11 protein-coding genes are annotated in these 12,583 nt (G+C 66.7%); 9 read left to right on the forward strand and 2 right to left on the reverse strand.

Annotated features, from left to right (window positions below; genetic code table 11):
• Positions 1 to 68 precede the first annotated feature (68 nt).
• From dprA to BJD12_RS09915, 8 genes are all read left to right on the forward strand, one after another.
• Complete coding sequence (dprA, locus tag BJD12_RS09880; RefSeq protein WP_005988003.1) at positions 69 to 1,205, forward strand: DNA-processing protein DprA; 1,137 nt, start codon at positions 69 to 71, stop codon at positions 1,203 to 1,205.
• A gap of 43 nt (positions 1,206 to 1,248) precedes the next feature.
• Positions 1,249 to 1,722, forward strand: coding sequence for a DUF494 family protein (locus BJD12_RS09885; RefSeq protein ID WP_003484452.1), 474 nt, complete (start codon positions 1,249 to 1,251; stop codon positions 1,720 to 1,722).
• Between the two features lie 40 nt (positions 1,723 to 1,762).
• Positions 1,763 to 2,485 carry a pilin gene (locus BJD12_RS09890; RefSeq protein WP_005988001.1) on the forward strand — a complete coding sequence of 241 codons (723 nt, stop codon included), beginning with the start codon at positions 1,763 to 1,765 and terminating at the stop codon, positions 2,483 to 2,485.
• Positions 2,486 to 2,525: 40 nt separating this feature from the next.
• Positions 2,526 to 3,830, forward strand: a complete 1,305-nt coding sequence (locus BJD12_RS09895; protein ID WP_005987998.1) for an RDD family protein — start codon at positions 2,526 to 2,528, stop codon at positions 3,828 to 3,830.
• 181 nt (positions 3,831 to 4,011) lie between these two features.
• Positions 4,012 to 6,522 carry a DNA topoisomerase I gene (locus tag BJD12_RS09900; protein WP_005987997.1) on the forward strand — a complete coding sequence of 837 codons (2,511 nt, stop codon included), beginning with the start codon at positions 4,012 to 4,014 and terminating at the stop codon, positions 6,520 to 6,522.
• A gap of 8 nt (positions 6,523 to 6,530) precedes the next feature.
• Positions 6,531 to 7,094, forward strand: a complete 564-nt coding sequence (gene tsaC, locus BJD12_RS09905; RefSeq protein ID WP_005987994.1) for an L-threonylcarbamoyladenylate synthase type 1 TsaC — start codon at positions 6,531 to 6,533, stop codon at positions 7,092 to 7,094.
• A 327-nt stretch (positions 7,095 to 7,421) separates the two neighbouring features.
• Complete coding sequence (locus BJD12_RS09910; RefSeq protein WP_042827576.1) at positions 7,422 to 8,183, forward strand: hypothetical protein; 762 nt, start codon at positions 7,422 to 7,424, stop codon at positions 8,181 to 8,183.
• A complete protein-coding gene (locus tag BJD12_RS09915; protein ID WP_005987991.1) occupies positions 8,180 to 8,833 on the forward strand; it encodes a hypothetical protein in 654 nt (217 codons plus the stop codon). The genes BJD12_RS09910 and BJD12_RS09915 overlap by 4 nt, the downstream gene beginning before the upstream one ends.
• 512 nt (positions 8,834 to 9,345) lie before the next feature.
• Here the strand turns inward: BJD12_RS09915 and BJD12_RS09920 are convergent.
• Positions 9,346 to 10,122 (reverse strand): SDR family oxidoreductase, encoded by a 777-nt coding sequence (locus tag BJD12_RS09920; RefSeq protein ID WP_005987988.1) that lies wholly within the window; start codon positions 10,120 to 10,122, stop codon positions 9,346 to 9,348.
• A gap of 106 nt (positions 10,123 to 10,228) precedes the next feature.
• Here BJD12_RS09920 and BJD12_RS09925 point away from each other — a divergent pair, with 106 nt between their 5' ends.
• Positions 10,229 to 10,444: a hypothetical protein gene (locus tag BJD12_RS09925; protein WP_005987987.1), complete on the forward strand. Its 216-nt coding sequence runs from the start codon at positions 10,229 to 10,231 to the stop codon at positions 10,442 to 10,444.
• Positions 10,445 to 10,588: 144 nt separating this feature from the next.
• Here the strand turns inward: BJD12_RS09925 and sppA are convergent, their stop codons facing one another.
• Entirely contained in the window at positions 10,589 to 12,490 is a 1,902-nt protein-coding gene (gene sppA, locus BJD12_RS09930; RefSeq protein WP_005987985.1) for a signal peptide peptidase SppA, read from the reverse strand.
• Positions 12,491 to 12,583 lie beyond the last annotated feature (93 nt).

Consider the following 12,583-nt stretch of genomic DNA (forward strand, 5'->3'; position numbering starts at 1 on the left):
GAAATTCCGATGGTCTAACGCGACGGCGCCTGAGGGCGCCGTCGTCGTTTGCGGCCCAGGCTGTACGCATGGCTTCCACCTCTTCCGATCTGCGCGCATTGCTGATGTTGCTGCTGGCTGGCGGCCGTAGCCCGCCCCGGCGCGCGCTGATAAGCGCCCACGCCAACCTGTCCGACATCCTGGCTGCCGGGCCCGGCGCCTGGCGCGCGGCAGGCTGCGACGAGCTGCAATCGGAACGGCTGCAGTCGCCCGACCCGCAAACGCTGGATGCCGCGCTGCGCTGGTGCGAACAGCCCGGTCACCATCTGATCGGCTGGCACGAGCCGGACTACCCGGCGCTGCTGCGCCATATCGTCAACCCGCCGCTGGCGCTGTTCGTGGACGGCGACCCCAATGCACTGTGGCATCCAGGCGTGGCCGTGGTCGGCAGCCGCTCCGCCACCGCTGGCGGACGCGATCACACCCGCGCCTTCGCCTCAAGCCTGGTAACTGCAGGGCTGGGCATCGTCAGCGGGATGGCCGCCGGCGTGGACGCGATCGCGCACGAAGCCGCACTTGCCCAGCCGGATGGCATCACGGTGGCGGTGGTGGGCACCGGGGCCGACCTGGCCTACCCCGCGCATCACCGGGCATTGCGCGATCGCATCGCCGCACGTGGCGCGGTGGTGAGCGAATATCTGCCCGGCACTGGTCCGGTGGCTGCACATTTCCCGGCCCGCAACCGGATCATTGCCGGGCTGGCGCTGGGCACCCTGGTGGTCGAAGCGGCGATGCGCTCGGGCGCGCTGATCACCGCGCGCCTGGCGGCCGAGGCCGGCCGGGAAGTATTCGCGCTGCCCGGTTCGCTGCATAACCCCCTCGCGCGCGGCTGCCACCACCTGATCCGCCAGGGAGCGACGCTGGCGCAGGAACCGGCCCAGGTCATCGAGGGGCTGCAACTGCTGTCGGGTGAATTGGCCAACGCCTTGCGCGAGCGCCTGGCCGCCCCCACTCAGGTGCCCAGGACGACGCGCGCCATCACTTCCACGCGCCCGGACCCCGACTACCAGCGCTTGTGGCAGGCGCTGGGCCACGACCCAACCCCTATGGATTCCCTGGTTGAACGCACCGGATTGACGGCCGCCGCGCTGTCCTCCATGCTGCTGATCATGGAACTGGAGGGAGACGTGGTCACCGAGCACGGTCGCTATACCCGCAATCCCTAGTTTCTTCACCTCCACAGCGTCGCGCGACGCAGGCCGAGGGGCAATGAAAGAGAGCATTCTCGATGTACTGCTGTACCTGTTTGAACATTATTTCAGCGAAGATGCGGACCTGGTCCGTGACCGTGACTCGCTTCAAAATGGCCTGATCCAGGCCGGCTTCAGTCCCGCAGAAATCAGCAAGGCCTTCGACTGGCTGGACGCGCTCTCCGAGCAGCGCCCAAGTGTGGCGCGCCCGCATGTCGATGGCCCCGTGCGTATCTATCACGGCCCGGAGCTGGACAAGCTCGATGTCGACTGCCGTGGATTTCTGCTGTTCCTCGAGCAGCACCGCATTCTCGATGCCGACCAGCGCGAGTTGGTGCTGGACCGCGCCATGGCGCTGGATCAGGACGAACTGGATCTGGACGACCTGAAATGGGTGGTACTGATGGTGTTGTTCAACCAGCCGGGCGCAGAAGCGGCCTATGCCTGGATGGAAACCCAGATGTTCCTGGACGAGCCTGAACCCGTACACTGAGGGCTGAAGCCGCCACGGACGTGCGTGCGAGGGGACGGGGATGAGCAGTTGGTATTACGCCGAGGGCAACAGCCAGCGGCGTGGCCCGGTGACCGATGCGGTCATGCTGGGTTTGTATCGCGATCAGGAGATCGCGCTGGACACACTGGTGTGGCGCGAGGGCCTGGACCAGTGGCTGCCGCTGTCCGCCTGCGCCGACGCGCTCGGCCCTCCAATTTCCACCGATCTGCACTCTGCTGCAGTCCCGCCGCCATTAGCGGTGGCTGCACCGGGCGCCCAGCCGGCCAGCCCTGTGGCACCGCACTTGCGCCAAGCGGCCAAAGGGCCGACCTGGCCATTGTTGTTGGTGCTTGGCGCAGTAGCCGGCCTGTTTGTGGTCGTGGCCGCGATCGGCGTCCTCGCGGCGATCGCAGTGCCGGCGTACAAGGACTATCAGACCCGCGCCAAGGTCACCGAGGCGGTTGCCGCATTGGCGCCGCTGAAGCCGCAGATCGCCGACTTTCTCTCACGCGAAGGCCGCTGCCCCGAGAATGGGGACGCCGGCTTCCAGACGCCCGAGCACTACGCAACTGGCGTCCTGACCAGCGTGCAGATCGGCCGCTTCGATACCAGCGCCTGCGGCGTCGAGGCCCTGCTGCATGCGCCGGGCTCGCCCAAGATCGACGGCAAGGCACTGTGGCTGGAACTGGATGCCGAGGCCGGCACCTGGCAATGCAGTTCCGAGATCGACGACACCGAACTTCCGCAGGATTGCCGCGGCTGACAGGTCGCTGCATGCACAACGCATCAGCCAAGGGGACATCATGACGCAGTGGTATTACGCCGACGCACAGCGGCAACGCCAGGGGCCGGTCGATACGGACACGCTTGCCGCGCGCCTGTCGCAGGGCATCATCGACCGCACCAGCCTGGTATGGCGCGAAGGTCTGCCGCAGTGGGTGACCTTGAGCGAGGTCGCGTCCGAACTGGGCATGGACACGCTGGCACCAGCATTGCCGCCGACAGCCGCCGATGCGCCTATGCCGGAACACGCTGAGGTTGCGCAGGCGACTGCACTGCCCGCAGCTACCGTACCCGGGGATTTGGCACCGGTTGCCGAGTTGCCGTCGCATGCTTGGTCGGGACAGGCCCAGCCTGCCGCCAGCGGTGCGGATGCGCTGACCGTGCCGTCTCACACTCCCTACGGCGCGACCTCGGGGGCCGCCCCCCTGACCAGCGCGCGCGCGGACATCGCTGACCACCCGCTGGGCGAGGCTGAGTACGCACCGGCCGGTCCATCTGCTCCCTCAACACCGGTTGCACCCGAAGACACCGACTCGTGGTCCGGCACGCCGGGCACTGTGGGCGCTGCCGCACCGACACCCATGCCGGCGTCGACAGCTGCTGCGACCCAGGCGCCCTCAGCCCCGGCTACGGCACCGTTGACCGCCGCCTGGGAGACCCCAGTAGGCGCATCGCCTTCTGCCGACGCCGTCATCCACGACGCGCCGGTGGTCTATGCGGGCCTCTGGCGACGCGTGGCAGCCAGCATCCTGGACAGCCTGATCACCACCTTCGCGGTGTATCTGATCGTGATCCCTCTGGTGTTTGTCGTGGCACTGGCGACCACGCGAGGCGATTCCGGTTCGGCCCTGGACGACGGCAGCGCGATGGGCATCGCCCTGGTGGTGATGTCATACGGCATCGGCCTGGCCATCCCGACACTGTACTTCGCCTGGATGCAGTCCAGCCGGCTTCAGGCCAGCCTGGGCAAGCTCGCCTGCGGCATCAAGGTGGTGAAGGCAGACAGCAACGGGGCGCGGGTCGGGTTCTGGCGCAATGTGCTGCGCTATCTGGCCTATATGCTGATCAGCGTCCTCACGCTGGGCATCGGCGCAGTGGTGGCGGCCTTCATGGCCGGCATGTCGCAACGCAAGCAGACCCCGCACGACAAGATCTGCGACACCTTGGTGGTGGACCGTTGGGCCTTCACCGACCGTCCCGAGCTGCAATCGCGCGGTCTGGACACGGTATCGATCGTGGTGCTGGCCATCTATGGGGTGATCCTGGTGCTGTCGATCGTGGTCGCGGTGATCATGCTGGCTGCCATCGGAATGAGCCAGAGCTAGGCATTTGCGGCGCCGGCCGCTTGACACGGCGGCGTCCGCCGTGATCTTTCTAATAAGACAACTGAACGCCCGGGAGCATTCCTGGGCGTTAACGTGTGGGAAACGGCCGATCTGCTTCCCTCGACCGGCCAATTAGGCCACGCTACCCGCCCCCCGGGCTCCGCCCCAAGAATTTGCCACCATGCCCAAGCACCTGCTCATCGTCGAATCGCCTGCCAAGGCCAAGACGATCAATAAATACCTCGGCAAGGACTTCACCGTCCTGGCCTCGTATGGGCACGTGCGTGATCTCGTCCCCAAGGAGGGCGCGGTCGACCCGGACAACGGCTTTGCGATGCGCTACGACCTGATCGAGAAAAACGAGAAGCATGTCGAAGCCATCGCCCGTGCCGCCAAGGGCGCCGACGACATCTATCTGGCGACCGACCCGGACCGCGAGGGCGAGGCGATCAGCTGGCACATCGCCGAGATCCTGAAAGAGCGCGGCCTGCTGAAAGACAAGACGATGCAGCGTGTGGTGTTCACCGAGATCACGCCCCGCGCGATCAAGGAAGCCATGCTCAAGCCGCGCGCGATCGCCGCCGATCTGGTGGACGCGCAGCAGGCGCGGCGCGCGCTGGACTATCTGGTGGGCTTCAACCTGTCGCCGGTGCTGTGGCGCAAGGTGCAGCGCGGGCTGTCGGCCGGCCGCGTGCAGTCGCCGGCGCTGCGCATGATCGTCGAGCGCGAAGAAGAGATCGAAGCCTTCATTGCGCGCGAGTACTGGTCGATCGATGCGCATTGCCGGCATCCGTCGCAGCCGTTCAACGCACGCCTGATCAAGCTGGACGGGCAGAAGTTCGAGCAGTTCACCGTCACCGATGGCGACACCGCCGAGGCGGCGCGGCTGCGCATCCAGCAGGCCGCGCAAGGCGTGCTGCATGTCACCGACGTGGCCAGCAAGGAGCGCAAGCGTCGCCCCGCCCCGCCGTTCACCACCTCCACGCTGCAGCAGGAAGCCTCGCGCAAGCTCGGCTTCACCACGCGCAAGACCATGCAGGTGGCTCAGAAACTGTACGAAGGCGTGGCACTCGGCGACGAAGGCTCGGTCGGCCTGATCAGCTATATGCGTACCGACTCGGTGAACCTGTCGCAGGACGCGTTGTCGGAAATCCGCGACGTGATCGCGCGCGATTTCGGCACCGCGTCGCTGCCGGATCAGCCCAACGCCTACACCACCAAATCCAAGAACGCGCAGGAAGCCCACGAAGCGGTGCGTCCGACCTCCGCATTGCGCACGCCGGCGCAGGTGGCGCGCTTTTTGTCCGAGGACGAGCGCCGCCTGTACGAATTGATCTGGCGCCGTGCCGTGGCCTGCCAGATGATTCCGGCAACGCTCAATACCGTCAGCGTGGATCTGTCGGCCGGCAGCGAGCATGTGTTCCGCGCCAGCGGCACCACCGTGGTGGTGCCGGGCTTTTTGGCCGTCTATGAAGAAGGCAAGGACACCAAGAGCAGCGAGGACGAGGATGAAGGCCGCAAGCTGCCGCTGATGAAGGCCGGCGACAACATTCCGCTGGACCGCATCGTCACCGATCAGCATTTCACCCAGCCGCCGCCGCGTTTCACCGAAGCGGCGCTGGTCAAGGCGCTGGAGGAATACGGCATCGGCCGTCCGTCCACCTACGCCTCGATCATCCAGACCCTGCAGTTCCGCAAGTACGTGGAAATGGAAGGCCGCAGCTTCCGTCCCACTGACGTGGGCCGTGCGGTGTCCAAGTTCCTGTCCGGACATTTCACCCGCTACGTGGATTACGACTTCACCGCCAAGCTCGAAGACGACCTGGATGCGGTCTCGCGGGGCGAGGAAGAGTGGATCCCGTTGATGGAGAAGTTCTGGGGCCCGTTCAAGGAACTGGTCGAGGACAAGAAGGATTCGCTGGACAAGACCGACGCCGGCAGCGTGCGCGTGCTGGGCACCGACCCGGTCAGCGGCAAGGAAGTGAGCGCACGCATCGGACGGTTCGGGCCGATGGTGCAGATCGGCACCGTGGAAGACGAAGAAAAGCCCACCTTCGCCTCGCTGCGTCCGGGCCAGAGCATTTATTCGATCTCGATCGAAGATGCACTGGAGCTGTTCAAGATGCCGCGCGCGCTGGGACAGGACAAGGATCAAGACGTCAGCGTCGGCATCGGCCGCTTCGGCCCGTTCGCGCGCCGCGGCAGCGTGTACGCGTCGCTGAAGAAAGAGGACGATCCGTACACCATCGATCTGGCGCGGGCGGTGTTCCTGATCGAAGAGAAGGAAGAGATCGCGCGCAACCGCGTCATCAAGGAATTCGACGGCAGCGACATCCAGGTGCTCAACGGCCGATTCGGCCCGTATATCAGCGATGGCAAGCTCAATGGCAAGATCCCCAAGGACCGCGAGCCGGCGTCGCTGAGCTTCGAGGAAGTGCAGCAACTGCTGGCCGACACCGGCAAGCCGGTGCGCAAGGGCTTCGGTGCCAAGAAGGCCACGCTCAAGAAGAATGCAGTGAAGGATTCGGCCAAGGAGGCCAAGGACGCCGCGGCGAAAGACGCGGCAGCCAAGAAAACTGCGGTGAAGAAAGCGGCCACCAAGACCGCTGCGAAGAAAGCGCCGGCCAAGAAGACTGCGGCCAAGAAAGCGGCCAAGCGCGTGGTCAAGAAAAGCGTGAGCAAGGCGGGCTGAGGCAGCGCATGGATCACACGCTGAGCCTGGACAGCGCCGTCGCCACCCTGCGAAAGGGCGGCGTGATCGCCTACCCGACCGAAGCGGTCTGGGGGCTGGGCTGCGATCCGGCACAGGAATCCGCCGTGCTGCGGCTGCTGGAAATCAAGCGGCGCCCGGTGGACAAGGGTGTGATCGTAGTGGCGTCAGGCATCGAGGTGCTGCGCGGTTGGGTCGACATCGACGCGCTGGAACCGGCGCGCCGGGATGAAGTGCTGGCGAGCTGGCCTGGCCCGCATACCTGGATCCTGCCGGTCACCTCACGCGCGCCGCGCTGGGTCACCGGTACGCACGATGGGCTGGCCGTACGCATCAGCGCGCACCCGCTCGTGGTGGCACTGTGCGCAGCCTGGGGGGCACCACTGGTGTCGACCAGCGCCAACCTGGCCGGCGAGCCACCGGCACGCAGCCGCGAGGCGCTGGACCCGGCATTGCTGGCGACCATCGATGGCGTGCTGGCGGGCGATGTCGGTGGGCTGGCGCAGCCCACCCCGATCCGCGACGCACGCACCGGCCAGAGTCTGCGCGACTGACCGTGCGACATGCGGGCGGCCTCCGGCACCGCAGCAAGCGGGCCGCCGGCGCCTGCGATACGACCGACACCATGCAGATCGCTCGCACCCATGCGATGTCGTGGCAAAGACGCGTTCAAACCATCGTCCGGCACGCTCCGTGCTCCAGGTCCAGCGCCAGCCCAAACAGGCACCCTTACCCAGCACCCTTACCCAGCACGTGCCGACCGGCGACCTCGCCGCTCCGGACGCAGATTCCATCGGCCCGCCAGCTTGCCCGCAGTCGGGCCTGAGCAGCGCGCGTCTACGCACTTTGCTGCGCAGCCGCCAAGCGCGCACACTCGGCACATGCGCCTTCTTCCAACCTTGTTGTTGCTGGCCTGCGCGCTGCCCGCCTGGGCAGCGAGCACGGCCGCCAAGCCGGACCCGAACGTGCGGGTCTACCGCTGCGTCAGCAGCACCGGGACCGTGGCTCTGCAGGATGCGCCATGCAGCAGCGGCCGCCAGCAGGTGCTGGACATGCAGCGCCCGCAGGACCCGCCGCCGCGACCGCAACGCGTGGAGGCCCCAACCCCCGTTCCCGCTGCGCCATCGCGCGAAGTCCGCATCGTCACCGTGCAACCGCCGCAGCCGATGTACGAGTGCACCACGGAAGAAGGCGAGCGCTATACCAGCGACAGCCCGGAAGGCAATCCGCGCTGGGTGCCGACCTGGGGGCCGGCTTATGTGGGCAATACGGCTGGCCCGCCAATCAGCAGCGGCGGCATCCAGCGTCCGCCGATCCCGGTCAGCCCGCGCCCGGCGATTGCAGCGCAGGGAACTGCCGGACGGGGCAGCATCCGCGGCAGTGCCAGCTTCAGCGGAGGCGGCTACCAGGATGGTTATCACGGCGGCGGCTACGGCGGCACGGTGATCGTGCCGTACGGCAACGTGCAGATCCGCGACGAATGCCATGCCCTGCCCGAGCAGGAAGTCTGCGCGCGGCTGGCAGACCGGCGCTGGGAGCTGATCCGCCGCTACAACAGCGCACTGCAAAGCGAGCGCCAAGAGCTCAGCCGCGAACAACGCGGCATCGAAGCGCGCCAGCAACGCGACTGCGGCGGCGCATGAGCCGCACCCTGTTGCTGGCGCTGCTGCTGGGCTGGGGATCGGGCGTCAATGCCCAGGACGTAGCCATCTACCGCTGCACCGATCCCGCCGGTGCGCTTACCGTACAGAACATGCCGTGCCCGAAAGGCATGCAGCAACAGAAGAAAATGATGACCGCACCGGCGGCGGTGCCGTTCGCACCGGGCGGCACGCCTGCACCTGCGCCAGTGCGTCCTGCACCAGCTACGAAGCCAGCGCCCGCTGCGCCTGTTGCCGTGCCGACTGCGCCGGCTGCCGCATCGACGCCACCGACGACGAGCTCCACCTCCACCCTGCCTCCGCCGCTGTTGTTCGAATGCACCGCGCACGACAATGGCCGCTACTTCACCGAAGACCGCGAACCGGCCACGCGCTGTTTGCCGATGCAGACCACCAACCTGGCCGGCGGCCCGGCCACCGGTGGCGGCAGCGCCTGCGAAGTGGTCACCGACCGCTGCGCCCCGGTGCCGGACCAGAGCCTGTGCGAAGCCTGGCGCAAGCGCGCCGAGCAGGCCGAAGCGACCTGGCGTTTCTCCGACGAGGCGCAGTCGGCCGAACGCAAGCAGCGCTACGATCAGATGCGCCGGGTGCTGGATGAAAGCCGCTGCGCGAATCCTTCGGTCACGCCCTGACTGACTTTGCAGTGATGCGTGCGGGAGGGCGATCGATGGCAAGTGCGTCATGCCTTCGCCTCACCGAGGCCCCCATCCGCCCTTGGGTCCCCTTCCCTCGCGCTGCGGGGGGAAGTGATGCAGCTCCTGCCAACGCGGGGTGCCTTCTGCTTGAGAAGTAGCCAAGACTTCCCCTCACTCGCGGCAACATCCGGCCAACGTCTGCCATCATCACAGCACGCAAGGAGCTGACAGGCTTCACGCGAGTACGTGCTTGGGCTGGCACCGGTTGGGTGCGGAAGCTGATCGATGGCGAGCGCGTGACGCCTGCGCAGCACCGACGCCCCCATCCACCCTCCGGGCTCCTTCCCCGCGATGGCGGGGAAGGGGTGTGATCCATGCCGACGCAGGGATCTCTGGTCGCGCGCGTTGCGGATTAGCGGCCTTCTCTGGTCAACCGTCTTTTCGTTTACACGCCGTTGCCACATCGGCCGCAGCCGCCTGACAGTGGCCGCAGTCGCGCGCCGGTGAGGTTAGAACCCGTAACGCAGAAACCCGCCATCCACCGCGATGCATTCGCCGGTGATGTAGCTGGCCGCAGGCAGGCACAAAAAGCCCACGGCTGCGGCGACTTCTTCGGGCTCGCCGATGCGGCGCATCGGGGTGCGCTCGATCACCTGTTCGTAGTAGTCCGTATCCGACAACGGGCCGGAAGTGCGCCGCGTGCGGATGTACCACGGCGCGACCGCATTGACGCGGATGCCGTCCTCGGCCCATTCCACCGCCAGGTTGCGCGTCATCTGCTGCAGCGCGGCCTTGGTCATGCCGTAGGGCGCGCCGCTACGCACATGGGTGATACCCGACACGCTCCCCACGTTGACGATGGCCGAGGCGGCATGCCGGGTCAGTAACGGATGCGCATACCGCGACAATTCGAACGCGGAAAACACATTGGTTTCGAAGATGCCTCGCCACTCGTCTTCGGTGTAATCGATCGCGGCGCGGGTGGTGTTGCCGCCGGCATTGTTGATCAGCAGATGCAGGCCGTCGGCGTGGTCTTCCACCCAGTCCAGGATCGCGCGGCGTTCTTCATCGTCGGAGACATCGGCCGCCAGCCCGTGCAGTTCGCGCTCGGGGAACTCTTCGGCCAGCTCGTCGCGTGCCTGTGCCAATGCATCGGCATCGCGCGCCACCATCAGCAGGTCCGCGCCGAAGCCGAGCAGTTCGCGTGCGATGGCCAAACCGATGCCGGCACTGGCGCCGGTGATGAGGGCGGTCTGTCCATCCAGCCGCCAACGGTGCGTTGTCACGTGGGTGATCCTCTTTCAAGACGCAAAAAAACAGCCGCGCGGCGCAGTTGACGCAGCCCGCGACAGCGGCGTTAGGATACCTGCCACGCCGAGTGAGGTCCTGACGATGAAACTGCACTGGATGTTTGCCGCCGTTCTGATGGTGTCGCTGGCTGGCTGCCAGCGCCCGCAACCGGCGCCCACCGACCAGAAGCCCGACCCGCAGGCCACCGCCTTGCGCGACCACATCCAGCAGCCGTTGAACAAGGCGCACGCGGTGCAGGCCGCCACCGACCAGGCTGCCGAAGATCAGCGCAAGGCCATCGATGCCGCCACGCAATAAGCGCCACGCGGCGTAGGCGCGTTCACCTCTGCGGCGCCATGCCAGGCGGCCCGCACGCGGCAAGCCCACGCAGGATGCGACATAGACGACAACGCCGGCACAAGGCCGGCGTTGTCGTTGCGATCAGTGGCGTGGTGTGCCGCCTCAGAACCCGCAGAAGCAGTACGCCAGCGCCTTGACCGGCGTGCCGCCGGCCTTGCTGTCGTGCACGGCGCTTTCAACGAAGCGCAGCTGCGTGTCCACTTCCGGCAGCGAGCGCGCCACCATGGCGCGGGCCATGCCCGAGTCACTCAGCATCCACGCACCCATGCGGCTGCCGGCGAATCCGCTCATGAACTGCGAGAACGGCGTGGCCGGCTTTTCCACATAGCGCACGCGGAACTTGCCCTTGCTCAGCTTGGCACGGTTGGCCGCATCGGCCACCGCTTCCTGCATGCCGCCGAACGCATCCACCAGGCCGTGTTGCTTGGCCTGCGCACCGCTCCACACGCGGCCGCGGGCAACCTTGTCGATGGCCTCCACCGACTGGTGACGCGCCTGCGCCACCTTGCCGGTGAAATCGGCGTAACCCTTGTTGATCACCGCCTGGATGACCTGGCCCGCGGCTGGGTCCAGCGGACGGGTGATGTCGAAGGCGCCGGCAAAGCGCGTGGTGCCCACGCCATCGGTGTGCACGCCGATCTTGTCCAGCGCGCGGGTTAAATTGGGCACCATGCCGAAGATGCCGATCGAGCCGCTGATGGTCGACGGGTCGGCATAGATGCGATCGGCGTTCATGCTGATCCAGTAGCCGCCCGAGGCCGCCAGATCGCCCATCGACACCACCACCGGCTTGCCGGCCTGCTTGAGCGCGACCACTTCGCGACGGATCTGCTCGGAGGCGAATACTTCGCCGCCGGGCGAATCCACCCGCAGCACCACCGCCTTGACCTCGTCGTCGTCGCGCGCCTGACGCAGCAACGCGGCGGTGGACTCGCCACCGATACGGCCGGCCGGCTGCTCGCCGCCACTGATCTCGCCGGCCGCCACCACCACGGCCACCTGCGGACGGCTGTCCATCGGCGAACGCTGCGCCTGCAACTGGCTCAGGTAATCGTTGAAGCCGATATTGCGGAAGCCGCTGTCGGCATCGCTGTCGGCCACGCCGCGCTTGGTCAGCAGCGCATCGACGTCTTCGCGGGTCTTGAGTCCGTCGACCAGTTTCTGCTGCAGCGCGAACTTGGCCAGATCGCCGCCCGCCGCCACCACGCCTTCAGGCAGCGTGTCGATGCCGGCAGTCAGCTGCGCCGGGGTGAGCTTGCGCGCGGTGCCGACATCGCCCAGGTAGCGCTGCCACACGTCGTTCATCCAGAACAGATCCGCTTCCTTGGCATCGGCCGAGGCCGCGTCGAGGATGTACGGCTCGGCCGCGGACTTGTACTCGCCCACACGGAACAGGTGCACGTCCACGCCGAGCTTGTCCTGCAGGCCTTCGCGGAAGTACTGGCGATATCGGCCAAGGCCTTCCAGCAGAACGCTGCCCATCGGGTCCAGGTACACCTCGTTGGCCTGCGCGGCGAGCAGGTACTGGCCCTGGCTCATGCTCTCGCTGAAGGCGACGATCTGCTTGCCGGACGCGCGCAGCTTTTGCAGCGCGGCGGCCACCTCGCGCTGCGAGGCGAAGCCCGACGGCTGCAGCTTGTCCAGATTCAGCAGCACCCGCTCGATCTTGCGGTCCTTGCCGGCCGCTTCGATCACCCGTACCAGGTCGCGCAACTGCACCTCTTCGGCACTCTTGTCGCCCACGGCCTTGGCCAGCGAGCGGCTCACCGGGTCGGCACTGAACTGTTCGACCAGCGTGCCCTCGGGGTTGATCACCAGCGTGGTGCGCTCGGCCAGCGGCTTGGTCCCGTCGCCGCGCGCCATGGCCACCACGACCAGCAGCAGCAACAGCAACAGGAAACCGAAGAACACCAGGTTGAAGATCAGGCGCCGGGTGAAATTCATCACGTCCCACAGGCCGACAAAGAAACTGGCGATGGGACTACGACGCACGGGGTGGTTCATGGAAAACTCCGTCGAAAAGACGCTACGTACGAAACGTACGAATCAATGGTGCCCAGCATACCGGCTGCGCAATGCGCGCGGCATGCGCTGAAA

Source organism: Xanthomonas vesicatoria ATCC 35937 (assembly GCF_001908725.1).
Classification (GTDB): domain Bacteria; phylum Pseudomonadota; class Gammaproteobacteria; order Xanthomonadales; family Xanthomonadaceae; genus Xanthomonas; species Xanthomonas vesicatoria.